19 protein-coding genes are annotated in these 23,430 nt (G+C 74.6%); 14 read left to right on the top strand and 5 right to left on the bottom strand.

The window, feature by feature from the left end; all coding sequences use genetic code 11:
* Nucleotides 1–27: 27 nt before the first annotated feature.
* Together J1M44_RS09105 and J1M44_RS09100 are read right to left on the bottom strand one after the other, a co-directional pair.
* Nucleotides 28–1,863 (bottom strand): AMP-dependent synthetase/ligase, encoded by a 1,836-nt coding sequence (locus J1M44_RS09105; RefSeq protein WP_206480872.1) that lies wholly within the window; start codon nucleotides 1,861–1,863, stop codon nucleotides 28–30.
* Between the two features lie 115 nt (nucleotides 1,864–1,978).
* On the bottom strand, nucleotides 1,979–2,749 hold the full coding sequence (locus J1M44_RS09100) for an alpha/beta hydrolase (protein ID WP_206480871.1): 771 nt from the start codon (nucleotides 2,747–2,749) through the stop codon (nucleotides 1,979–1,981).
* Nucleotides 2,750–2,817: 68 nt separating this feature from the next.
* On the opposite strand from J1M44_RS09100, the gene J1M44_RS09095 reads away from it, so the two are divergent.
* On the top strand, nucleotides 2,818–3,525 hold the full coding sequence (locus J1M44_RS09095; RefSeq protein WP_002854595.1) for a lysophospholipid acyltransferase family protein: 708 nt from the start codon (nucleotides 2,818–2,820) through the stop codon (nucleotides 3,523–3,525).
* A gap of 71 nt (nucleotides 3,526–3,596) precedes the next feature.
* The gene (locus J1M44_RS09090) at nucleotides 3,597–5,009 is read left to right on the top strand and encodes a class II 3-deoxy-7-phosphoheptulonate synthase (protein WP_049158778.1); all 1,413 of its coding nucleotides are present in this window, start codon (nucleotides 3,597–3,599) and stop codon (nucleotides 5,007–5,009) included.
* Between the two features lie 24 nt (nucleotides 5,010–5,033).
* Here the strand turns inward: J1M44_RS09090 and pknB are convergent, their stop codons facing one another.
* Both pknB and J1M44_RS09080 read right to left on the bottom strand, forming a co-directional pair.
* The gene (gene pknB / locus J1M44_RS09085; RefSeq protein WP_241252950.1) at nucleotides 5,034–6,971 is read right to left on the bottom strand and encodes a Stk1 family PASTA domain-containing Ser/Thr kinase; all 1,938 of its coding nucleotides are present in this window, start codon (nucleotides 6,969–6,971) and stop codon (nucleotides 5,034–5,036) included.
* A 55-nt stretch (nucleotides 6,972–7,026) separates the two neighbouring features.
* Nucleotides 7,027–8,199, bottom strand: coding sequence for a LysM peptidoglycan-binding domain-containing protein (locus J1M44_RS09080; protein WP_206480870.1), 1,173 nt, complete (start codon nucleotides 8,197–8,199; stop codon nucleotides 7,027–7,029).
* 210 nt (nucleotides 8,200–8,409) lie between these two features.
* Here J1M44_RS09080 and J1M44_RS09075 point away from each other — a divergent pair, with 210 nt between their 5' ends.
* Complete coding sequence (locus tag J1M44_RS09075; RefSeq protein WP_206480869.1) at nucleotides 8,410–8,808, top strand: Rv2175c family DNA-binding protein; 399 nt, start codon at nucleotides 8,410–8,412, stop codon at nucleotides 8,806–8,808.
* Between the two features lie 43 nt (nucleotides 8,809–8,851).
* Here J1M44_RS09075 and J1M44_RS09070 read toward each other — a convergent pair whose 3' ends face one another.
* Nucleotides 8,852–9,967, bottom strand: coding sequence for a polyprenyl synthetase family protein (locus J1M44_RS09070; protein WP_206397834.1), 1,116 nt, complete (start codon nucleotides 9,965–9,967; stop codon nucleotides 8,852–8,854).
* Between the two features lie 56 nt (nucleotides 9,968–10,023).
* Here J1M44_RS09070 and dinB point away from each other — a divergent pair, with 56 nt between their 5' ends.
* The 11 genes from dinB to ftsW form a co-directional block, all read left to right on the top strand.
* On the top strand, nucleotides 10,024–11,319 hold the full coding sequence (gene dinB, locus J1M44_RS09065; protein ID WP_206480868.1) for a DNA polymerase IV: 1,296 nt from the start codon (nucleotides 10,024–10,026) through the stop codon (nucleotides 11,317–11,319).
* Between the two features lie 133 nt (nucleotides 11,320–11,452).
* The gene (locus J1M44_RS09060; protein ID WP_206480867.1) at nucleotides 11,453–11,839 is read left to right on the top strand and encodes a DUF3040 domain-containing protein; all 387 of its coding nucleotides are present in this window, start codon (nucleotides 11,453–11,455) and stop codon (nucleotides 11,837–11,839) included.
* A 324-nt stretch (nucleotides 11,840–12,163) separates the two neighbouring features.
* A complete protein-coding gene (gene mraZ / locus J1M44_RS09055) occupies nucleotides 12,164–12,595 on the top strand; it encodes a division/cell wall cluster transcriptional repressor MraZ (protein ID WP_002854575.1) in 432 nt (143 codons plus the stop codon).
* Nucleotides 12,596–12,737: 142 nt separating this feature from the next.
* Nucleotides 12,738–13,733 (top strand): 16S rRNA (cytosine(1402)-N(4))-methyltransferase RsmH, encoded by a 996-nt coding sequence (gene rsmH / locus J1M44_RS09050; RefSeq protein WP_060774662.1) that lies wholly within the window; start codon nucleotides 12,738–12,740, stop codon nucleotides 13,731–13,733.
* Between the two features lie 20 nt (nucleotides 13,734–13,753).
* Complete coding sequence (locus tag J1M44_RS09045) at nucleotides 13,754–14,323, top strand: hypothetical protein (protein ID WP_241252947.1); 570 nt, start codon at nucleotides 13,754–13,756, stop codon at nucleotides 14,321–14,323.
* 68 nt (nucleotides 14,324–14,391) lie between these two features.
* A complete protein-coding gene (locus tag J1M44_RS09040; RefSeq protein WP_230955712.1) occupies nucleotides 14,392–16,146 on the top strand; it encodes a peptidoglycan D,D-transpeptidase FtsI family protein in 1,755 nt (584 codons plus the stop codon).
* Between the two features lie 97 nt (nucleotides 16,147–16,243).
* Nucleotides 16,244–17,893, top strand: a complete 1,650-nt coding sequence (locus J1M44_RS09035; protein WP_241252981.1) for a Mur ligase family protein — start codon at nucleotides 16,244–16,246, stop codon at nucleotides 17,891–17,893.
* Complete coding sequence (locus J1M44_RS09030) at nucleotides 17,890–19,404, top strand: UDP-N-acetylmuramoyl-tripeptide--D-alanyl-D-alanine ligase (RefSeq protein WP_206480865.1); 1,515 nt, start codon at nucleotides 17,890–17,892, stop codon at nucleotides 19,402–19,404. The genes J1M44_RS09035 and J1M44_RS09030 overlap by 4 nt, the downstream gene beginning before the upstream one ends.
* Nucleotides 19,401–20,528: a phospho-N-acetylmuramoyl-pentapeptide-transferase gene (gene mraY, locus J1M44_RS09025; protein ID WP_206480864.1), complete on the top strand. Its 1,128-nt coding sequence runs from the start codon at nucleotides 19,401–19,403 to the stop codon at nucleotides 20,526–20,528. Before J1M44_RS09030 ends, mraY begins: the two co-directional genes overlap by 4 nt.
* Entirely contained in the window at nucleotides 20,525–22,120 is a 1,596-nt protein-coding gene (murD, locus tag J1M44_RS09020) for a UDP-N-acetylmuramoyl-L-alanine--D-glutamate ligase (protein WP_206480863.1), read from the top strand. Before mraY ends, murD begins: the two co-directional genes overlap by 4 nt.
* A 44-nt stretch (nucleotides 22,121–22,164) precedes the next feature.
* A partial coding sequence (gene ftsW, locus J1M44_RS09015; RefSeq protein WP_206480862.1) for a putative lipid II flippase FtsW occupies nucleotides 22,165–23,430 on the top strand: 1,266 nt, incomplete at its 3' end.

The following is a 23,430-nucleotide window of genomic DNA, read 5'->3' as shown; positions in this document are numbered from 1 at the left end:
GGGCCGGGCGCCGTCGTCGAAGGGCGTTCAGTTCTGCGGGGCAGGCTCCCCGTAGATGTCCGCGATCTGCGCGGCGAAGTCCTTCATGATCGCCGACCGGCGCATCTTCAGGGACGGGGTCACATGGCCCTCCTCCAGGGAGAAGTCGCGGTCGAGGATGCGGAACTCCCGGATCCCCTCGGCGCGCGAGACCAGGCTGTTGGCCTTGTCCACGGCCTCCTGGATGTGGCGGCGCACCGCGTCCTCGCGTGCGGCCGCGGCGACGTCGAGGTCCTTCGGCAGGCCGTTCGCGGCGAGCCACGCGGGCAGGGTGTCGGTGTCGAGGGTGACGATCGCCGCGATGAAGGGCTTGCCGTCGCCGACCACCATCACCTGGGAGACGAGCGCGTCGCTGCGGATCGTGTCCTCGAGCATCGCCGGTGCCACGTTCTTGCCGCCGGCCGTCACCAGCAGCTCCTTCTTGCGGCCGGTGATCGTGAGGAAGCCGTCGTCGTCCAGGACCCCGAGGTCGCCGGTGCGGAACCAGCCGTCCTCGAAGGCCTCCTCGTTCGCCTCCGGCCGGTTGTGGTAGCCGCGCATCAGCGACGTGCCGCGCGTGAGGATCTCGCCGTCCTCGGCGATCCGCACCTGGTTGCCGCCGAGGGGGTGTCCGACCGTGCCGATCTTCAGCCGGTCCGGCCGGCCCACGGTGATGGGGGCCGTCGTCTCGGTGAGGCCGTAGCCCTCGAGGATGGTCACGCCCACGCCGCGGAAGAAGTGCGCCAGGTCGGTGGAGAGGGGGCCGCCGCCGGAGACCGCGTACGCGAGCCGGCCGCCCATGGCCGTCCGGATCCGGCGGTAGATCAGCGCGGAGTAGAACGCGCGCTGCAACCGGAGGGGCGCCGTCATCTGGCCCGAGTCCAGCGCCCGGGACCAGCGGATCGCCACGTCCGCGCCACGGCGGAAGATCTTCTCCTTGCCGCCGCTCTGGGCGTTGAGCAGCGCCGCGTTGTAGATCTTCTCGAACACGCGGGGCACGGCCAGCACGAAGCTCGGCTGGAAGGTCTGCAGCGAGACCGAGAGCCGCTTGATGTCCGAGACGTGCCCGCAGCGTGCGCCCGCGGCGACGGTGAGCACCGAGACGAAGCGCGCGAACACGTGCGCCAGGGGGATGAACAGCACGGTGGAGGTGTCCTGGCGGACGACGTCGCCGAGCGAGGAGGACAGGGTCTGGTTGACGAGCTCCGCGAAGTTCTCGTGCGTGAGCTCGCAGCCCTTGGGCCGGCCCGTGGTGCCGGAGGTGTAGATGATGGTCGCCAGGTCGGCCAGGCCGGCGGAGGACCGGCGCGTCTCGAGCTCCTCATCGGTGACGTCCGCGCCCAGGGCGACGAGCGCCTCGAGGCCGGAGCCGGGGGCGCCGTCGGCCGGGTCCATCGTCCACAGGCCGATCAGCTCCGGCAGGCCCTCGCGCTGCACCGCGTCCCGCACCGTCTTGGCGAGGTCCTCGTTCCCGGTCACGACGGCGCGCACGTGTGCGTCCTCGATGATCCAGGACACCTGGCTGACGGAGGAGGTCTCGTACACGGGCACGGTGACCGCGCCGGCATACCAGATGGCGAAGTCGACCAGGGTCCACTCCAGGCGGGTGGAGGCCAGGAGCCCGACCGTCTCCCCGGGCTGGATCCCGGCGGCGATGAGCCCCTTGGCCAGGGCCCGCACGCGTTCGCGGGCGTCCCGGGCAGAGACGTCCGTCCACTGATCCTGCGCGTCCGCCACCGCGAAGAGGCCGTGGTCGGGACGCTCCGTGGCCTGGCGTTCCAGGAAGTCCGTGATGTTCGCCTCCGGGGACAGGCGGGGCTGGTACGGCTCGCTGATCTCGTGCATGGGACTCCTCGGGCGTTGGGTCGGTTCCGCCGACCGGTGGGCGGCACAACGGAAGTAAGTGTGAGTCGTGTCACGCACACTGTACAACCGGGAGCGGTGGGGTCCGGGGCGCGACTCAGTGCGTCGTCATGGCGGCGACCGCGCTCCGGCCGTGGTCGATCAGCAGCGGCAGGTCGTGGTCGAGCGTGGCGACGTGGCGGCTGCGGGGCAGTCGCACCACCTCCACGGGGGCGTGGCGCAGGCCCCGCACCAGGGTCCGGTGGCTCGAGGCGGGCACGACGGCGTCGCGGGCGGACCGGTAGACCGTCACGGGAGCGGTGATCCGCGGCAGGGCGCGGCGGGCGGCCCGCTGGATGCGGCCGACGGCGGCGACGCCGGCCGTCGGCGTGCGGGGGTAGGCGCGCTCGCGCGCCGTCGGGTCCGCGATGTCGTCCGCGATCGGGGCGACCGTGGGGACGAACGGGGCCAGCAGCGGGGCGAAGGGGGCGAGCGGGCTGGCGAAGCGCAGCGCGGGGTTCACCACGAGCACCCCGGCCACGGGTCGGTGGGCGGCGGCGTCGAGCGCGAGGGCGCCGCCCATCGAGATGCCCGCCATGACCACGCGGCCGTGTCGGGCGAGCTCGAGGTCCACGACGGCCCGGACGGCGGCGCGGATCTCGTCCGCACCGGTGGCGGCGAGGTCCTCCCACCGGGTGCCGTGCCCCGGCAGCAGGGGCACGCTCACGGGGGAGCCGCCTGCCGCGAGCCCCTCGGCCCAGGCCCGGACGGAGGCCGGAGTCGAGGTGAACCCGTGCAGGAGCACGACGCCGTGGTCGCGCCGGGCGGGAGCGGCGGGCATGAGACGCAGGGGCAGGTCTTCGGGGGCGACGGCGACGGGGCGGGGCATGGTGCCAGGGTAAGGCAGGCGGACCGTACGATGGGCAGGCACCCGACCGCCCCGACCGGAAGGCCCTCGTGTCCACGTTCTACTGGTCCGCCAAGACGTTCGCCGTGGCTCCGGCCACCCGCCTGCTGTTCCGCCCCTGGGTGAAGGGCCTCGGGAACGTGCCGGCCGAGGGCCCGGCGATCCTGGCCAGCAACCACCTGTCCGTCTCGGACTCGGTGTTCATGCCGGCCATGCTCGACCGCCAGGTGCACTTCCTGGCCAAGCACGAGTACTTCACCGGCCCGGGCGTGAAGGGGTGGGTCACCCGCCGGTTCTTCGAGGCGGCGAACCAGCTGCCCATGGACCGCTCCGGCGGAGAGGCGTCCCTGCGCTCGCTGGACGCGGGCCTCGAGGCGCTGCGGGAGGGCCGGCTGCTCGGGATCTACCCGGAGGGCACCCGCAGCCCGGATGGTCGGCTGCACCGCGGCAAGATCGGCGTGGCCAAGCTCGCGCTGGCCTCGGGCGCGCCCGTGGTGCCCATCGCGATGATCGGCACGGACCGGGTCCAGCCGATCGGCCACGTGCTGCCGCGGATCCGGCGCCTGGGCATGATCTTCGGTGAGCCGCTGGACTTCTCCGACCGTGCCGAGGCCGCCGGCGACCCCCGGGTGCTGCGGGAGGTGACGGACGAGATCATGGAGGCCATCCGGCGCCTGTCGGGCCAGGAGTACGTGGACACCTACGCGGCGGACGTGAAGGCGGGCCGCGTGGCCGCTCCGCCGCGCGCCCGCGACTGAGCGGGGTCCGCGCGTCGTCATCCGGGGACGCCCAGACCGGGGCGCGGCACGCGACCCCTAGCCTGGTGTGCATGACTGAAGACCCCCGCGAGAAGATCCTGGCCTTCGGCACCGCCATCTCGGAGGGCGCCGCCGACATCCCCGGCCTGGACCACTGGCGCTCGCTGCCGATCGCACAGGCGCCGTCCTGGGCGGACGAGGCCGATCACCGCGCCGCCGTCGCCGAGCTGAGCGCCCTGCCCCCGCTCGTCTTCGCGGGCGAGGTCGACCTGCTGCGCGCCCGTCTGGCCGACGTCGCCCAGGGCCGCGCGTTCCTCCTGCAGGGCGGCGACTGCGCCGAGACGTTCGCCGGGTCCACCGCCAACCGGATCAGCGCCCGGGTGAAGACCATCCTGCAGATGGCCGCGGTGCTGACCTACGGCGCCTCCATGCCGGTCGTGAAGATGGGCCGGATCGCCGGCCAGTTCGCCAAGCCGCGGTCCTCGGACACGGAGACCCGCGACGGCGTCACCCTGCCCAGCTTCCGCGGCGAGATCGTGAACGGATACGAGTTCACCGAGCAGGCACGCCGGCACGACGCCCGACGGATGGTGCAGGCGTACCACACCTCCGCCTCCACCCTGAACCTGGTCCGCGCCTTCACCCAGGGCGGCTTCGCCGATCTGCGCAGCGTGCACCAGTGGAACCAGGGCTTCATGGCCAACCCGGCCTACGCCCAGTACGAGGAGATGGCCGCCGAGATCGACCGCGCGGTCCGCTTCATGAACGCCGCGGGCGTGGACTTCGAGGCCATGCGCCGCACCGAGTTCTACTCGGCCCACGAGGCGCTCCTGCTCGACTACGAGCGCGCCCTGACCCGCGTGGACTCACGCAGCGGCGACCCCTACGCCACGAGCGCCCACTTCCTGTGGATCGGCGAGCGCACCCGCCAGGTGGACGGCGCCCACGTCGACTTCCTCTCCCGGGTCCGCAACCCGATCGGCGTGAAGCTCGGCCCGACCACCACGGTGCCGGACGCCCTCGAGCTCGCCGAGCGGCTGGACCCGCAGCGCGAGCCGGGCCGCCTGACCTTCATCACCCGCATGGGCGCGGAGCGGATCCGGGACGTGCTGCCCGGCATCGTCGAGGGCGTCCGGGACGCGGGGCTGGAGCCGGTGTGGGTCACCGACCCCATGCACGGCAACACCGTGACCGCGGCCAACGGCTACAAGACCCGCCGGTTCGAGGACGTGATGGACGAGGTCAGCGGCTTCTTCGAGGTGCACCGCGAGCTCGGCACGCACCCGGGCGGCATGCACGTCGAGCTGACCGGCGATGACGTCGCCGAGTGCCTGGGCGGCTCCGATCCGATCAACGAGGCCGACTTCGACGCCCGCTACGAGACGCTGTGCGACCCGCGGCTGAACCACCAGCAGTCCCTGGAGATGGCGTTCAAGGTCACCGAGGCCCTCTCGCACCCCGAGCGCCGCGCGCCGCGGGCCTGACCGCGCGGCCGGGCACGCCCGGGCTCAGCCGACCCAGACGTGGACCGCGGTGCCCTCCGGCAGCGCGGTCCCGGCGGCGGGGGACTGGTGCAGGACCCGGGACTCGCCCCGGGCGGAGAGCGGCAGCGGCAGGCGATGCACGCGGGCGTCCCAGCCGTCGTCCGCCAACGTCGTGCGCGCCGTCTCCGGATCCTGCCCGGTCACGTCCGGCACCGGGCGCACGGCGCGGCCCTCGGAGAGCACCACGCGGACCGCGGTGCCCGGCGTCGCCTGCTCGCCGGGGGCCGGGTGCTGCTCGATCACGGCCCCGGCCGGCACCGCGGGATCGGTGCGGCGCTCCGCGACCTCCACGGTGAATCGGGCGTCCCGGGCCACGCCGTGGGCCTCCCGGATCACGACGCCGGTCAGGTCCGGCACCGGCACCGGCGCGGGGCCGGCGGAGACGGTGAGCTCGACGGGGGTGCCGCGCCCCGCCGGCTCCCCGGCCGCGGGTGAGCTGGCCACGACCGTGCCCGCCGTGCGGAGCTCATCGTGCCGGGCCGTGACCGCCGCGGTGAAGCCCGCGGCGGTCAGCCGTTCCTCCGCTGCCTCCCGGGCCAGCCCGTCGAGGTCGGGGACCACCGCCACGCCACCGACTCCGAGGCCGCCGGAGCCCAGCGTCCAGCCCAGCAGCAGGGCGACGCCGGTGAGCAGCAGGGTCACGGCCGTGCCGATCGCCGCGGCCCGGCCGGTGCCCTGGCCGAGGTCGAGCGCGGGGCGGCGGGCCGCCCGACGCAGCCGCTGCCGGGAGCCGCGCCCCGGATGCCGGTCCGCCGGGGCGGGGTCGACCGCGAGCGGTCCGATCGGCTCCGCCGGGCGCGCGTCGGGCCGCCGGTCGCCCCCGTGCGTCGCCGCACGGGTGTCGATGACGTCGGTCGTGTCCTCGTCGAGGGCGGACTCAGCCAGGGCGGGGAGCACGCGCGTCGCGTGGTGGTCGCCGGCGTCGAGGGCCCGGGTCTGCAGGTTCCCGTCCGGGGCTGCGTCCTCGAGGCCCTCGGCGGCGGGGGCGGCCGCCGCCGGCTCCGCGCCCGGGCCCTCGGCGGGGCGGCGGTCCGGTTCGTCGGGGTCCAGGCCCGCCGCCACGGCGTCGATGCGGTGCAGGAGCTCGCCGGCACCGGCGGGCCGGTCGGCCGGGTCCGGCTCGGTGCACCACAGCACGAGGTCGTCGAGGTCCTCGGGGAGCCCGGGGTGCAGCGTGGACGGCACGGGGACCCGCTCATGGACGTGCCGGTAGGCGACCTGCAGCGCGGTCGCCGCGGTGTACGGCTGGCGGCCCGTGAGCAGCTCGAACAGGATGATGCCCACGGCGTACACGTCGGAGCGGGAGTCGGCGGGCGCCCCGGCGATGTGCTCGGGGGCGAGGTAGGCGGGTGTGCCCACGACGGCCTGCCCGGCCATGGTGTGGGCCGTGGCGGCGCGGGACAGGCCGAAGTCCGCGACCGTCACCCGGCCGTCGTCGCGGACGAGGACGTTCTCGGGCTTCACGTCCCGGTGCACCAGTCCGGCGCGGTGCGCGGCGGCCAGGCCGTCGACGAGCGGACGCAGGAACCGCAGCGCCTCCCGGGGTGAGAGCGGGGCCCGGTCCCGGATGACGGTGCGCAGCGTGCGGCCGGGCACGTGCTCCATCACGAGGTAGGCCAGCACGTCGCCGTCCTCGGCCTCGGTGTGGCCCTGGTCCAGGACCGCGACGACGTGCGGATGGGACAGCCGCGCCGCCGTCTTGGCCTCCTGCTCGAACCGGCCGACGAGGACGGGGTCCTCCGCCAGGTGCGGGTGCATGACCTTGAGCGCCACCTGGCGGTCGAGACGCTCGTCCACGGCCAGGTAGACGGTGGACATGCCGCCCCGGGCCAGCCGCTCGACGACCCGGTAGCGGCCGTCGACGATGCCCCCCACGAGGGGGTCCCGGCGTGCGCTGCTCATCGTCCCAGGGTAGGACAGGCGGCGGACCCCCTCGGGGCGGTCCGCCGCCGGCGGATCAGAACATCGCCATCGCGGCGCGCACCTTGGCCACGTAGTCCCGTGCCTCCGGGTTCAGGCCGCTGTCCAGCACTCCGCCGAGGCCCTGGTAGTAGGCCCCGATGCCCTCATCGAGGGTGGGGGTGCGGTCCTGCACGTACTTGATGAACGCGACGCCGGCCACCGCGTTGTCGTAGGGGTCCAGCAGGTTCAGCTCACGGCCCACCAGCTCCGAGGCGAACTCGCCCGTGATCGGGATGACCTGCATCGCCCCCACGGCGTTGCCGGGGGAGACCGAGGCCATGCGGAAGCGGGACTCGGTGTACGCGTGGCCCAGGGCCAGGCGGGGGTCCACGCCCATCCGCTCGGCGGTCTCGCGGACGATCTGCTGCATCTGCTCGGGGGTGGGCTGCGGGACGGAGCGCAGCAGGCGCAGGTTCTCGTTCGCCGAGGCCGTGACGTGCGGCGCGTAGGTGCGCCCGAGGAAGGTGTCGCCGACCAGCTGGACGGCGGAGACCGGCTCCACCTCGAGGGTGCCGTCGGAGATCACGAGCACGTCGCCGGGGTGCAGCGTCGAGGCCCGCGTCAGGCCGTTGAGCTCGCGCAGACGGGGGATGGGGACCTCGAACCGCTGGGAGATCCCCCAGAGGGAGTCGCCGGAGACCACGGTGTACCGGACCGTCTCGCCGGCCGCCGCCGGGGCCTTCGAGGCCGGCGCGGGGGCGGGGGTCGTGGTCGGGGCGGTCGATGCGGGGGTCTTCGGTGCGGCGGCCGTGCGCTGCGTGGTCAGGACCATGCCCGGGTGGAGCATGCTCGACGCGCTCATGCCGTTGAGGCGCTGCAGCTGCGCGGCGGAGACGCCGGTGCGTCGGGCGATGACCCACCACCCGTCGTTCGGCTGCACCGTGTAGGTCCCGGCGGCCGGGGCCGGGGCCGCCGCGCCGGTCAGGCGGAGCTCGTCACCCGGGTGGAGCACGGTCTCCAGGCCCAGGCCGTTGAACCGCAGCAGGTCGGCGACGGAGACGCCGCGGGCGGCCGAGATCCGGGTGAGGGTGTCGCCCGGGCGCACGGTGTGCACCGCCGCCTCCTGGGCGTGGGCCTGGGCGGGCAGACCGGTGAGCAGCAGCAGGGGCACCGCGCCGCCGGTCAGGACGGAGCGCAGGCGGCGGGAGCGGACGGGGGTGTGGGACACGGCAGACCTCGGCATCGGATCGGACGGATGGAACACGACGGGGAAGTGACGGGCGGGACCCGTGGCCCCCGCGGTCGACCGACGACGTCGGCGCCCGGCCGTGGAGCCTCGGCGATGTTATCGGAATGTGATCTTCGTGACCATACTGAGATCCATGCCGTCCGGAGCGCGGTGGGCCGGACCCGTCGGCGGCCACGTAGGCTGGCGCCCGTGAGCACCACTTCCTCCGACACCCCGGTTCCCGCTGACGCAATCACCGCCGAGCTCGACGCCCTCGTGGGCGAGTGGCTCTCCGTGCCCGACGTGGCGGAGCGCCTCGACCAGCGCGTGACCCGCGTCCACAACCTCGTGCATGAGCGCCGCCTGCTGGCCGTGCGTCGTCCCGAGCCCGCGGTGCGGTCCGTGCCGGCGCTGTTCCTCACCGAGACCGGCGTGCTCGACTCCCTGCAGGGCACGCTCGTGCTGCTGGCCGACGCCGGCTTCTCCGACGAGGAGGCCCTCCGTTGGCTGTTCACCGAGGACGCGTCGTTGCCCGGCCGGCCCATCGACGCGCTCCGGGACGGTCGGAAGACCGAGATCCGGCGCCGCGCCCAGGCCCTGGCCTGGTGAGCCGGCCCCGCGGGCGGCCATCCGCCCGCGGGGTCCGTGCCGCTCAGTGGCGGCGCGACGTGTATGCGTCGATCAGCCGCGTGAGCTCGGCGCTCACGTCCTCGGGGACGCCGTGCGCGAGCAGGCCCGCCACGGCCCCGGCCGCCTCGTGCGAGAGCGCCGCGACCCGCTCTTCGACGGCCCGGCGCGCGCCGCACGCCTCGAGGACGGCCTGCCAGTGGGCCACCCGGTCCGCGCCGAGGTCCGGGTCGCCGAGGTCCGCGTCGAGCGCGGCGGCCTCGTCCGGGGCGAGCAGCTCGACGGCGCGGGCGATGAGCACCGTCTGCTTCCCCTCCCGCAGGTCGTCGCCCGCGGGCTTGCCCGTGGTCGCCGGGTCGCCGAACACGCCGAGCAGGTCGTCCCGGTACTGGAAGGCCATGCCGAACGGCAGCGACACCCGGGCGAACGCGGTCACCAGCCCGTCGTCCGCCCCCGCCAGCAGCCCGCCGAGGGCCAGCGGGTGCACCGCCGAGTAGCGCGCCGACTTGTGCTCCACCACCGCCTCGGCGGCCGCCTCGGCCTCGCGGGCATCGCGCGCCGCGGGGGCCATCTCGGCCACCACGTCGAGGTACTGACCCGCCATCACGCCGAAGCGCATCCGCTCGAGCTCGGCCCGCGCCCGATCCTCCCGGGGCGTGCCGGCGAGGACGCGTGCGAAGGCCGTCTCGCTCATCCCCAGGGCGACGTCGCCGGCGAGGATCGCGGCGGAGACGCCGAAGTGCTCCGCGGCGTGGCGCCAGCCCGCCTCCCGATGGAGGGCCTCGAAGCGGCGGTGCACGCTGGGCATCCCGCGGCGGGTGTCCGAGCGGTCCAGGATGTCGTCGTGGATCAGCGCCGCGGCCTGGAACAGCTCGAACGCCGCGCCCGCCTCGGCGATGCGGGGGTCCTCCGCCTCACCACCGGCCGCCCGCCAGCCGAGCCAGGCCAGGACGGCGCGCAGGCGCTTGCCGCCCGCGGTCAGGTCCGCGATCGCGTCCACGAGGGGCGCCGTCAGCGGGTGGACGTCTCGGGCGAGGTCGCGGTGCTCCGCCAGCAGGCGGTCGAGGGCGTCGGCGACGGCGGCGCGGAAGCGGTCCTGGTCGGCGGGACGGGGGCGGGGGACGGCGACGTCGGCGGGCATGGCCCCACCCTAGCCGCGCCGCGCGACGGATCGCCGGTCCCGGATAGGCTCGGTCCATGTCCGAGACCGCGCCCGCTGCACCCCGCGATGAGGCGACGATCCTGCACGTGGACATGGACGCGTTCTTCCTGTCCGTCGAACTGCGCGAACGGCCCGACCTCGAAGGGCGTCCCGCCGCCGTCGCCGCCCCGAGCGGCCGGTCCGTGGTGCTCTCCGCCTCGTATGCGGCGCGGGCCTACGGGGTCCGCTCGGCGATGCCCCTGGCGCACGCCCGCGCCCTGTGTCCGCCCCTCGTGGTCATCCCGCCGCGACAGCAGCTCTACCGGGCCGTCTCCGCCGAGGTGATGGCCGTGCTCGCGGACGTGACCCCCGTGATGGAGCAGCTCAGCGTGGACGAGGCGTTCCTCGACGTCGCCGGCGCGCGCCGTCGGCTCGGCCCGCCCGAGCACATCGGCCACCTGATCCGGGAGCGCGTCCGCTCCGAGCTGGGGCTGCCGTGCACGGTGGGCGGCTCGGCCGTGAAGTTCGTGGCCAAGACGGCGTCCACCGCGGCCAAGCCCGACGGCCTGCTGATCGTGCCGCCGGAGCGCACCCTGGACTTCCTCCATCCGCTGCCCGTGGGCCGGCTGTGGGGCGTGGGCCCCAAGGCGGCCGAGCGGCTCGGCCGGCGGGGGGTGGCGACCATCGGCGACCTCGCCCGGGTGGACCCCGCGCGTCTGGAGGCGTCGTTCGGGGCCGCCGGCCGGGAGTGGGCGTCGCTCGCCCGGGGCATCGACCCGCGTCCCGTCGCCCCGCGCCCGGCGGCCCGCAGCATCGGCGCGGACCACACCTTCGACGTCGACCCCGTCGACGTCGCGGGCGTCGACCCGGAGGTCCTGCGCCTGTGTCACCGGGTCGCGGCCCGGCTGCGGGCGGAGCAGGTCACCGCCGGGGCGGTCACGGTCCGCCTCAAGGCGCCGGACGGGTCGGTCCGCAGCCGCACCGCCCGCCTCGCCCGGCCGACCGCCACGGGCCACGACCTCCTCGGCCCGGCGCGGCGGCTCGTCCGCGAGCTGCATGCCGAACGACCGCATCCGGTCCGGCTCGTGGGCGTGCGCGCCGAGCGCCTCGGTGACGCGGCCGATCAGCCCCCGGCCCAGGAGGCGCTCTTCGGCGGTCCCGCCTGGGGGGCGGAGGGCGAGGCGTCGCAGGCGGGCGACTGGGCCGGCGCCGAGGCCGCCCTGGACGCCGTCGCCCGACGCTTCCCGACGGCGGCCGTGCGGCCGGCGTCGCTGCTGGGTCGCCGCGAGGCCCGCGCCGACGCCCGCCGGGACGCGCCGCGGCCGGGCACCGGAGGCCCGGACCGGGAGTGAGGGGTTCCGGGGTCGGCGACGTCGCCACCTGGCTGGGGTGGGGCGGCAGGTCCTATCCTGGAGGGCAAGTCGGACGCGCGGGCGTCCCCTCCCGGTCCCGGAGGTGTCGGAGGCCGCGTTTGAAGGAGTCGCCATGCCCCTCTCAGAGCATGAGCAGCGGATGCTGGACCAGCTGGAGCAGCAGCTGCGCACCGAGGACCCCCGGCTGGCCACCCAGATGGCGGACACGGGGCGGCATCGGCTGCCCGTGGGCCGCGTCGTGGCCGGGGCCATCCTCGGGGTGGTCGGGCTGCTCGTCGTGGTCCTCGGGGTCGCCAACCACGCGATCCTCCTGGGCGTGCTCGGCGTCGTCGTCATCGGGGCCGGCATCTTCCTGCTGACCACGCGGCCGCGCGCCGTCGCCTCCGGGGCCTCGGGCCCGGCGGCCCGACGGCCGGGCGCACCGCGGCGGCAGGGGAGCGGCGACTTCATGGGCCGCCTCGAGCGGCGCTGGGACGAGCGGCGCGCCCGAGGCGACTGAGCGCCTGGCCCGCCGGGCCCCCACCCTCCTCCACTCCAGGCCCCGATCCGCTCCGGATCGGGGCCTTTCCGCTGCCCGAGGCCCCGTCGTCGCCGCGGCCCTCCACCGGGGGCCCACCGGTCCTCCACTTCCCTCCACGGCGACGCCGGCCCCGGGACCCGCGGGATGGCGCGCCGGACTCGGGGGGCCTCGACACGCCCGTGGCGCCGGGACCCGCGTTCCTGGGTTGATGGTGGAGGGAAGTGGGGTAATGTGGAGGAAAGGAGAGAGCATGGGTCCCGACCTTGGTCGGGAGGGACCGCTCGACGAGCCAGGGGGTGTGCCGTGTTCTTGGGCACGTACACCCCCCGGCTCGACGAGAAGTCCCGGCTGATCCTCCCCGCCAAGTTCCGCGAGGAGCTGGCGGAGGGGCTGGTCCTGACCCGGGGTCAGGAGCGCTGCATCTACGTGTTCAGCGCTCGTGAGTTCGAGCGGGTCCACGAGCAGATGAGGTCGGCTCCACTGTCCTCCCGCCAGGCCCGTGACTACATCCGCGTCTTCCTCTCGGGGGCGTCGGACGAGGTCCCGGACAAGCAGGGTCGGGTGACCGTGCCGGCGCCGCTGCGGCAGTACGCGGGGCTGGACCGGGACGTGACCGTGATCGGCGCGGGGACGCGAGTGGAGATCTGGGACTCGGAGTCCTGGAACACTTACCTCGCCGAGCAGGAAGCCGCCTTCTCCGAGACCGACGAGGACGTCCTGCCCGGCGTCTTCTGACCGTGACCACCCGACCTCGAGCGAGACCTCCAGCCGACGCCGCCGCACCTGACCCGTCTTCCCCTGGGCCAGGCGCGGCGGCGGACGGATGGGGATCCCGCCCGAGGTCCGCCAGGACCGCGATGTGAGCAGGAGGTCGAGAGTGGACGCAGGCCAGCCGCGCCCCGAGGACCGCCACCTGCCCGTGATGCGGGACCGCGTCGTCGACCTCCTCGCCCCCGCCGTCCAGGCCGCGCTCGAGGCCGGCCGCACGCCCGTCGCCGTCGACGGCACGCTGGGCATGGGCGGGCACACCGAGGCCCTGCTGACCCGGTTCCCCCACCTGCGCGTCATCGGCATCGACCGCGACGTCCACGCCCAGGCCATGGCCGCCGAGCGCCTCGGCCCCCTCGCCGACCGTCTGATCCCCTTCCACGGCACCTACGACCGGGTGCCCGAGGCCATGGCCGCCGCGGGCGTCACGAAGGTCGACGCCGCGCTCTACGACCTCGGCGTGTCCTCCTACCAGCTGGACGACCGGGAACGCGGCTTCGCCTACTCCTACGACGCTCCGCTGGACATGCGCATGGACGACACCGCCGAGCCCTCCGCCGCGACGCTCGTGGCGGAGCTGGACGAGCAGGAGCTGCGCCGCATCATCCGTCGCGACGGTGAGGAGCGCTTCGCCGGCCCCATCGCACGGGCCATCGTCCGAGCCCGCGACGAGGCCCCCATCGAGACCACCGGCCGCCTCGTCGAGGTGATCCGCTCGGCCGTCCCCGTCGCCGCGGGTGCCACCGGCGGGCACCCGGCCAAGCGCACCTTCCAGGCGCTGCGCATCGCCGTGAACGAGGAGCTCGACATCCTCGACGCCGCCGTGCCGGCCATCCTCGACGCCCTCCACGTGGGCGGCCGCCTCGTGGTGATGAGCTACCACTCCCTCGAGGACCGCATCACGAAGCGGCACCTGAGCGCGTGGGCCACGTCCACGGCGCCCCCGGGGTTCCCGGTGGTGCTGGAGGAGCACGAACCCGTGGTGCGGGTGCTCACCCGCGGCACCGAGAAGCCCACCGAAGAAGAAATCTCTGAGAACCGTCGCGCCTCCTCCGCGAAAGTGCGTGCGGTTGAGAAGATCAGGACGTCCAGGACCACGGCATGACGCTGCACGAGGAGATGAGCATGGCCGCACACGCACGGATCGCAGAGTCGCTGCGCCCCGGGTCGACCCCCGTCGCCCCCGCGCGGCCGGCTCCGCAGGAGCGCACGCCGCTCTCGGTGGTGCCCGCCCCGCTGCCCCGATCCCGCTCCGGCGTGACCGTGCTGTGCGTCCTCGTGGTGCTCGCCGCGCTCGCGGCGGTCCTCGTCATGAACATCACCATGTCCAACCGGCAGTACGCCCTCCTGGACCTGCGCCAGGAGCAGCAGGCCGTCACCGAGACCAATGAGCGGCTGGCCGAGCAGGTGGGCCACCTCGAGGCGCCGCAGAACCTGGCCGCGCGCGCCGACGCCCTCGGGATGGTCGCCCCCGCCGGCACCGCCTCCGTGGACGCGGGCACGGGCCAGTTCAGCGGCGAGGCCCAGGCAGCCCAGGACGGCGACATCTCCGCCACCTACGTCGCGCCGCCGGCGGACGCGGACGCGGTCCGCCAGGGGGCGTCCGACGACGGCCAGGACGAGATCGAGGGACCGCGCACCTTCAGCGGCGCGGACGCCTCCGCCGCCGACGACCAGGACGCCGCCGACCGTTGATCGACCGTCCCGCCTCGCACCTTCCCCGCGGCGGATCGACGGTCGGGCCCGCTCCCGGGCACCCTGCCGTGCGCACCCGCATCCTGCTGCTGCTCGTCTTCGTCCTGCTCGGCGGGCTGGCGCTGCGGCTCGTCTACGTGCAGGGCATCGACCCCACGGGGCAGGCCGCGGCGGCCATGGATCAGCGCCTGACCCACCGGGAGACCCTGCCGCAGCGCGGGTCCATCCTGGACCGTGACGGCGACGTGCTGGCCGCCAGCGTGCGCCGATACGACATCGTCGTGGACCAGCGCCTCGTCAAGGACTTCAACGAATGGGACCGCGAGGCCCGGGAGACCGTGCTCGTGGACGTGGACTCCCGCCTGGCCAGCCTGGCCGAGGTGCTCGGCATGTCGGAGGAGGAGGTACGCGAGGCCACCATCGGCTCCCGCCCGTACGCCGTGGTGCGTCGATCCGTGACCCCGGAGGTGCGGGACAAGGCCATGGCGCTCAACGTGCCGGGCCTGCTCTCCGAGGCGGTGGACCGCCGCACCTACCCGAACGGGTCGGTCGCCGGCAGCATCATCGGCTTCATGGGCGGTGACGGCACCGCCCTCGAAGGCCTCGAGCTCAGCCAGGACGACGTCATGACCGGCACTCCGGGCACCCGCACGTTCGAGGTGGGCGCGGACGGCATCCGCATCCCCAACGCCCCGCTCGAGGAGGTTCCGGCCGTGGACGGCGCCGACCTGCGCCTGACCGTGGACAAGGACGCCCAGTGGTTCGCGCAGGAGACCCTCGGCGCCCTCGCCGCCGAGTACGACGCGGAGTGGGCGAACGCCGTCGTGATGGACGTGAAGACGGGCGACGTGATCGTCATGGCGGACTCCACCACGGTGGACCCCGCCGACCCCGACGCCACCGAGGGGATCTTCCGCACCTCCACCGTGATGAGCACGCCGTACGAGCCGGGCTCCACGGGCAAGGCGCTGCCGATCGCGGCCGCCGTCGACGCCGGGAAGGTCACCGCCACGGACGGCTTCACCGTCCCCGGCAGCCAGGACTTCGACGGGCAGACCATCCGGGACTTCTCCCCGCACCCGACGTTCGACATGACCGTGGCAGGCATCTACGCGCGCTCCTACAACACGGGCACGGTGCAGATCGCCGAGAAGATCACGGACGAGCAGCGCTACGAGTACATGCGCTCCTTCGGGGTCGGCCGGCCCATCGACCTCGGCCTGCCGCAGCAGGCGGGCAGCGTCCTCGTCCCGCCCGAGCAGTGGGACGGCCGCCAGCGCCTGACCACGGCCTTCGGCCAGGGCTACACCCAGACCACCCTGCACACCGCCCAGATGTACCAGGCCCTCGCCAACGGCGGCGTGCTGATCCCGGCCCGGCTGATCGACGCCACGGTGGACGGCGACGGCGCGGAGAAGCGCTGGGAGTCGTCCGCGGAGCCCCACCGCGTGGTCTCCGAGGAGACGGCGGCGCAGATGCTCCGCATGATGGAGACCGTCGTGACGCAGGGCACCAGCAAGGCCGCCGCGATCCCCGGCTATCGCGTGGGCGGCAAGTCCTCCACCGCCGAGGCCGCGAGCGACACCGGCAAGTACGACGGCTACAACTTCGGCTTCACCGCCGTCGCCCCGCTCGACGACCCCCGCTTCGTGGTGTCCGTGTCCATGCATCGGCCGCCGTCGAAGCAGGGCTCCCGGGACGTGTCCGTCGCGGCCGCCACGATCATGGAGTACATGCTCCGCCAGGCGGACGTGCCCGCCACCGGAGCCGAGCCGAACGACTACCGCGTCTTCGTGGACGATCCGCAGGACCGGCCGTGGTGACCCACGCCTCCGGCCCCGAGCACCCCAGGAGCACCCCCATGACCACCCCGAGCGCTCCCACACCCCCGCCGCGCCCTGGCCCGCCCTCGCACACGCGCTGGCCGAGGCGGGGATCGCGGCCCACGTCCACGGCGCGGCCCCGGCCGACGGCGTCACGGGGGTCAGCCTCGACTCGCGTGTCGTGCGCCCGGGCGACCTCTACGTCGCCGTTCCGGGGGCGCGCGCCCACGGCGCGGCGTTCGCTGCCACGGCACTGGATGCCGGCGCCGTCGGCGTCCTGACGGACGCGGCGGGCCGCGCGCTCCTGGCGGAGCAGGGCCTGGTCGACGTCCCGGTGCTCGAGGTCGACGCCGTGCGCACCGCCGCCGGCACCGTGGCGGCCCGCGTCTACGGCGGCGGGCGCGACGCCGGCCCGCGCCTGGTCGGCGTGACCGGCACCAACGGCAAGACCACCACGAGCTTCCTCGCCGCCGCCCTGCTCGAGGCCCTGGGGCGCCGGTCGGGCATCGTGGGCACGATCCTGATCCGCGCGGGGGAGCGGGAGGTCCCCTCCACGCTCACCACGCCCGAGGCCACCCAGCTGCACGCCCTCATGGCGCTCATGCGCGAGGAGGAGGTGGACACCGCCGTCATGGAGGTCTCCTCCCACGCCGTGGCGTACCAGCGGATCGCCGGCCTGCGCTACGCGGTGGCCGGGTTCACCAACCTGACCCAGGACCACCTGGACATGCACGGCTCGATGCAGGAGTACTTCGCGGCCAAGGCCGGTCTGTTCGACCCCGCCCGCACCGACCACGCCGTCATCACGCTCGACGGCGGCGAGGGGCCCCGCTGGGGCGTCGCCATGGCCCGGGCCGCCGGCGCTCCCGTCACCACGCTCGCCCTCGGGCCGGCCGCGCCGACGCCGGGCGCCCTGGCCGAACACGACCCCGGCCTCCGGGCGGACTGGGAGGTCGCCGAGCTCGCGCCGGACGGCCTCGGCCACCGCTTCACGCTGCGCCACGCGGCCACGGGCCGGGAGCTGCGGGCCTCCGTCGGTCTGCCGGGCCGCTTCAACGTGGCCAACGCGGCCCTCGCGGTCCTGCTCGTGCTGCACGCCGTGGGGGAGGAGCACCTGGACGCGCTCGCCGCGGTCCTGGACGTGCCCGCGGGGGAGGGCCCGCTGGCCGCCGCCGTCCCGGGGCGGATGGAGGTCGTGGGCCGCGAGCCGGACGCCGTCGTCGACTTCGCGCACAACCCGGACGGCATGGTCCAGGCACTGCGCTCCCTCGCCGACGCCCGGGCGGCGGCCGGGACGCGCGGCCGCACCCTGATCGTGTTCGGCTCCGCCGGTGACCGTGACCGTGACAAGCGGCCCGTGATGGGCGCGATCGCGGCCCGGGCGGCGGATGTGGTGATCGTCACCGACGACACCCCCCACTCGGAGGACCCGGCCCCGATCCGTGCCCACATCCTCGCCGGCGCCCGCGCCGAGGCCGACCGCCTCGCGCGGGAGGAGGGCCGCACGGTCGTGATCGAGGAGGTGGCCGACCGCGCCGCGGCCATCCGCCGCGCCGTGGAGCTGGCGGGGCCGCAGGACGGCATCCTCCTAGCCGGCCGCGGGCACGAGACCACGATGGACTACGACGGCGAGCTCGTCCCGCTGGACGACCGGGTGGCCCTGCGCGAGGCCCTGGCCGCCGGTGCCGCTGTGGTCTCCGCCTCGGGCTCCGGCCCCGCCCGCGAGGGTAAGGTCATCGAGTCATGATCGCTCTCACCGCAGCCCAGATCGCCGAGGCCGTGTCCGGCACGCTCTCGGCCACCCTCGACCCCGCCACCGTGCTGGTGCACGTCACCCCCGACTCGCGGGAGGTCACCGCCGAGGGCACGCTCTACGTGGCGAAGCCGGGGGAGCGCGCCGACGGCCACGACTTCATCGACGCCGCGCTGGGCGCCGGCGCCGCCGCTGTGCTCGCCGAGCGCGCCACGCACGCCCCCGACGGCGCCGCGCACCCGGCGATCCTCGTCGAGGACGCCGTGCTCGCGATGGGCGCGCTCGCCCGGGAGGTCGTGCGCCGCATCCGGGAGCACTCCCCGACCACCGTCATCGGCATCACCGGCTCGGCCGGCAAGACCACCACGAAGGACCTGCTCGCCGCCCTGCTGGCCACCCAGGGCCCCACCGTCGCACCGGTCGGCTCGTACAACGGCGAGGTCGGCGTGCCGCTCACGGTGTTCCGGGCGGAGCTGGACACGCGCTTCCTCGTGGTCGAGATGGGCGCGGACCACGTCGGCAACATCGCGTACCTCTGCGACATCGTGCGCCCGGACATCGGCGTCGTGCTCATGGTGGGCACCGCCCACGCGGGCAGCTTCGGCGGCGTGGCGAACATCGCGCGCACCAAGGGCGAGCTCGTGGAGGCCCTCGGCCCCGACGGCGTCGCCGTCCTCAACCTCGACGACGAGCGTGTCGCCGGCATGGCGGCGCGGACCGCCGCCCCGATCACCTGGTTCACCGCGGACGAGCGGGGCGTCGCCCGCGCGGCCGAGGACGTGGCCGCCGGCCGTGCGTCGGGCCTCGTCGCCGCACGGGACGTGCGAGCCGACGACCAGGAGCGCCCCGTGTTCGACCTGCAGGTCGGGACGGATGAGGCCGCCGTGCGGCATCCGGTCGCCTCCGGACTGACCGGCCTGCACCACGTGCACAACGTGCTGGCCGCCGCGGCGGCCGCCCACGCCGCCGGCATGGACCCGGCCGAGATCGCCCGTGGCCTCGACGGGCTCGGGCCCGCCAGCCGCTTCCGGATGGAGCGCACCGACCGCGCGGACGGCGTCACGATCATCAACGACGCGTACAACGCCAACCCCGAGTCCATGCGCGCCGCGCTGCGGACGCTGGCCACCCTCGGCCGCTCCAGCGGCCGCCGCACCTGGGCCGTCCTGGGGGAGATGCTCGAACTCGGCGATGCCCGCGTCCGTGAGCACACCCTCGTGGGCGAGTCCGTGGTGCGCCTGAACATCGCCCAGCTGCTGGTGGTGGGCGCCGGGGCCCGGCCGCTCTACATCGGCGCCCTCAACGAGGGCAGCTGGGGCGAGGAGGCGCACTTCGTCGACGACGCCGCGCAGGCCGAGGCGTTCCTCGCCGAGCACCTGCGCCCCGGCGACCTCGTCCTCGTCAAGTCCTCCAACGGCGTCGGGCTCGCGGCCCTCGGCGAGCGCCTCGCCACGGCCGACGCCGTCGCCGCCCCCTCCGCCTCCCCGAAGGAGTCCCGACCGTGATCGGACTGCTCATCGGCGGCGTGCTCGGCCTGGTCCTCTCGGCCGCCGGCACCCCGCTGTTCATCCGGTTCCTCGTCAAGCGCGGGTACGGCCAGTTCGTCCGCGACGACGGCCCGACCACCCACAAGACCAAGCGCGGCACGCCCACGATGGGCGGCGCGGTCATCATCGGGTCCCTCGTGCTGGCGTACCTGATCACCCACGGGCTGCTCGCCCTGCTCGGCGTCGACTTCGGCGGGCCCACGGCCTCCGGCCTCATCCTGCTGCTGCTCACCGTGGGCATGGCCTTCGTCGGGTTCGTGGACGACTTCACGAAGATCACGAAGCAGCGCTCGCTCGGCCTGACGCCGCGCGGCAAGATCATCCTCCAGGCCCTGATCGGCACCGCCTTCGCCGTCCTCGCCCTGAACTTCCCGGACGAGCGGGGCCTGACCCCCGCCTCGACGGCGATCTCCTTCGCCCGGGACATCCCGTGGCTCGACCTGGCCTTCGCCGGACCCGCGATCGGCGTCATCCTGTTCGTGATCTGGTCGAACCTCATCACCACCGCCACCACGAACGCCGTGAACCTCACGGACGGCCTCGACGGGCTCGCCACGGGCGCCACCGCCATGATCACGGGCGCCTACGTCCTGATGTCGCTCTTCCAGTCGAGCCAGTCCTGCGCGCTCGAGGGCACCCGCGGCTGCTACGAGGTCCGCGACCCCATGGACCTCGCCCTGCTCGCGGCGATCCTCACGGGCAGCCTGCTGGGCTTCCTCTGGTGGAACACCTCCCCGGCCAAGATCTTCATGGGGGACACCGGCTCCCTGGGCCTGGGCGGCGCCCTGGCCGGCTTCGCGATCTTCACGCGCACCGAGATCCTGGTGGCCGTGCTGGCCGGCCTCATGGTCGCGATCACCCTCTCCGTCATCATCCAGGTGGGCTGGTTCAAGGTCTCCGGCGGCAAGCGCGTGTTCCTCATGGCGCCGCTGCAGCACCACTTCGAGCTCAAGGGCTGGGCCGAGGTGACCGTCGTGGTCCGCTTCTGGCTGCTGTCCCTGATGTGCGTCACCGTGGGGCTCGCGATCTTCTACGGCGACTGGCTCATCCGCCAGGGCGGCCTCGCGGGGGTGACCCCGTGACCGGCCCCGCGTCCGACGCCGCGCCCGCACCGGTGCGCCGGCCCCGCGCCGACACCGCCCGCACCGCCGACCTCACGTCCTGGGACGCCCCGGGGTGGGCCGGCCTGCGCGTCGTCGTCACGGGTCTGGGCATCACCGGCTTCTCCGTGGCCGACACCCTGGCCGAGCTGGGCGCCGCCGTCGTGGTGGTGGACGGCGACGACGGTCCCGAGAACCGGGCGCGCGCCGAGACCCTGCGGATCGTGGGGGTCCGCGAGGTCCTGCTCGACCGGGCGGCCACGCAGGTGCTGCCCGAGGTCGACGGCGCCGCCGCGGACCTCGTCGTGACCTCCCCGGGCTGGCGGCCGGACCAGCCGCTGCTGATGGCCGCCCACGCGGCGGGCCTGCCGATCTGGTCCGACGTCGAACTGGCCTGGCGGCTGCGCGAGCGCGCCGGCCGGAAGACCGCCGACTGGGTCTGCCTGACGGGCACGAACGGCAAGACGACGACCGTGACGATGGTCGAGGCCATCCTGCGGGCGGACGGCCGTCGGGCGGTGGCCTGCGGCAACGTCGGCACCCCCGTGCTGGACGCGATCCGCGACCCGCAGGGCTTCGACGTGCTGGCCCTCGAGCTCTCCAGCTTCCAGCTGCACTGGACGCACGGCCTGGCCCCGGCGTCGTCGGCGGTGCTGAACCTGGCCGAGGACCACGTGGACTGGCACGGCTCGATGGAGGAGTACGCCGCCGCCAAGGGCAAGGTGTACGCGCACACGAGGACGGCCTGCGTGTTCAACGAGCAGGACCCGGTGACCCGCACCCTCGTGGAGCGTGCGGACGTCCAGGAGGGCTGCCGCGCGATCGGCTTCACCACGGACACCCCGGGCCTGTCCGACATCGGCGTCGTGGACGGGATCCTCGTGGACCGTGCGTTCCTGGACAACCGGCGCCACGAGGCGATCGCCCTGGCCGAGCGCGCGGACCTGGGCCCGGTGGCGCCGCGCCACACCGTGGCCAACGCGGCCGCCGCGGCGGCGCTGACCCGGGCCGTCGGGGTGAGCCCCGCGGCCGTGGCCGAGGGCCTGCGCTCCTACGACCGCGGGGAGCACCGCATCCAGCTCGTGGCCACCTCCCGCGACGTCATGTGGGTCAATGACTCCAAGGCGACGAACCCGCACGCCGCGGACGCGTCGCTGGCGGCGTTCAGCTCCGTGGTGTGGCTGGCCGGCGGCCTGCCCAAGGGCGTGACCTATCACGAGCTGGTGGCCGCGCACGCCCACCGGCTCCGCGCGGTGGTGCTCCTGGGCAGGGACACCTCCGCCCTGCGCGCTGCCCTGGCCGCGCACGCCCCCGAGGTCCCCGTCCACGCCCCCCTCGCCGCGGCCGACGGCACCGGCCCCGCCGACGGCGCGGCCGTGATGGCCGAGGCGGTGCGCGTGGCCGACGGCCTGGCCCGCCCCGGCGACACCGTGCTCATGGCGCCCGCCGCGGCGTCGATGGATCAGTTCCGCTCCTACGCGGCCCGCGGCGACGCGTTCATCGAGGCCGTCGCCGGGCTGATGCGCGAGCACGGCTGGGACGTGCCCGACGACGCCGCGCCCGACGCCGACTGACCCGCCGCCCACCCGACCGTCTCGCTTCCCCCGTGAGGAGGGCCATGTCCCCGATCGAGCTCCGCCCGGTCCGCCCCCGCGCGGACGACGACGCCTCCGAGCACCGGGAGCGGCTCCTGCGCCGGATGTGGCGGGTCCTCGAGGGCCGCCGCGCCCTCGACCTGTCGGTCCTGCTCATCAGCGGCTGCACCGCCCTGCTGACCGTGCTGGGCCTCGTCATGGTGCTCTCCTCGTCCTCCGTCGAGGCGATCGGCACCGGCGGCGGCTCGTACGCGCTGTTCCTGCGCCAGAGCGCCTGGGCGGTGGCGGGCGTGGCGGCCCTGCTCGTGTTCTCGCGCCTGCCGGTGCGCGTCCTCAAGGCGATGGCCTGGCCGGCGTTCGGCGTGGCCGTGATCCTGCTCGCGCTGGTCGCGTTCTCCCCGCTCGGCGTCACCGTGGGCGGCAATCGCAACTGGCTGGGCATCGGGGGGTTCCGGATGCAGCCCTCCGAGGCCGCCAAGCTCGCCCTGGCCCTGTGGGCGGCGGCGGTCCTGGAGCGCAAGCACCGCCTCGTCACCCAGGTGCGGCACGCGCTGATCCCGGTGCTGCCCGGCGGCCTGCTGCTGCTGGGCCTGGTGATGGCGGGCAGCGACCTCGGGACCGCGATCATCCTCGCGATCGTGCTGGCCACGGTGCTGTACGTGGCCGGCACCCACTGGGGGGTCTTCCTCACCTTCCTGGCGCTGAGCGTGCTGGGCATCCTGGCCCTGACCCTCCTCGCCCCGCACCGCATGGTCCGGGTGCAGGCCTGGATGGGGGACTGCTCCGACGCCACCGACCCCTGCTTCCAGCCGGCGCACGGGATGTACGCCCTGGCCTCCGGCGGCTGGTGGGGCGCGGGCCTCGGCCAGTCCCGCCAGAAGTGGAGCTACATCCCGGAGGCCGAGAACGACTTCATCTTCACCATCCTCGGCGAGGAGCTCGGACTCGTGGGCACGCTGGTGGTGCTGCTGGCCTACCTCGGCCTGGCGATCGGCATCTACCGCGTCGCCGCCGGGACCACGTCCACGTTCATCCGCCTCTCGACGTGGGGGATCCTGGCCTGGCTGGTGGGTCAGGCGGCCGTCAACATCGCGATGGTCTCCGGGATCATCCCCGTGGTGGGCGTCCCGCTGCCCTTCATCTCCTATGGTGGTTCCGCGCTCACCCTGTCCTTGAGCGCGGTCGGCATCGTGCTGGCCTTCGCCCGGCACGAGCGCCGCCGTGCCGTCCAGCCGGACGCCCGCCCGCAGGCGGACGAGCCGGACACCGACCCCCTCCCCGTGATCCCC

Origin of the sequence: Micrococcus sp. KRD128, from assembly GCF_017168395.1 — a bacterium.
GTDB classification, from domain to species: Bacteria; Actinomycetota; Actinomycetes; order Actinomycetales; family Micrococcaceae; genus Micrococcus; species Micrococcus luteus.
This window is presented reverse-complemented; position numbering and strand designations above follow the sequence as displayed.

What these genes read in the sequence shown, in the direction of transcription:
- J1M44_RS09105 (WP_206480872.1), bottom strand. Translation starts at nt 1,863, where the DNA reads ATGCACGAGATCAGCGAGCCGTACCAGCCCCGCCTGTCCCCGGAGGCG.
- J1M44_RS09100 (WP_206480871.1), bottom strand. Translation starts at nt 2,749, where the DNA reads ATGCCCCGCCCCGTCGCCGTCGCCCCCGAAGACCTGCCCCTGCGTCTC.
- J1M44_RS09090 (WP_049158778.1), top strand. Translation starts at nt 3,597, where the DNA reads ATGACTGAAGACCCCCGCGAGAAGATCCTGGCCTTCGGCACCGCCATC.
- pknB (WP_241252950.1), bottom strand. Translation starts at nt 6,971, where the DNA reads ATGAGCAGCGCACGCCGGGACCCCCTCGTGGGGGGCATCGTCGACGGC.
- J1M44_RS09070 (WP_206397834.1), bottom strand. Translation starts at nt 9,967, where the DNA reads ATGCCCGCCGACGTCGCCGTCCCCCGCCCCCGTCCCGCCGACCAGGAC.
- dinB (WP_206480868.1), top strand. Translation starts at nt 10,024, where the DNA reads ATGTCCGAGACCGCGCCCGCTGCACCCCGCGATGAGGCGACGATCCTG.
- J1M44_RS09060 (WP_206480867.1), top strand. Translation starts at nt 11,453, where the DNA reads ATGCCCCTCTCAGAGCATGAGCAGCGGATGCTGGACCAGCTGGAGCAG.
- J1M44_RS09045 (WP_241252947.1), top strand. Translation starts at nt 13,754, where the DNA reads ATGGCCGCACACGCACGGATCGCAGAGTCGCTGCGCCCCGGGTCGACC.
- J1M44_RS09030 (WP_206480865.1), top strand. Translation starts at nt 17,890, where the DNA reads ATGATCGCTCTCACCGCAGCCCAGATCGCCGAGGCCGTGTCCGGCACG.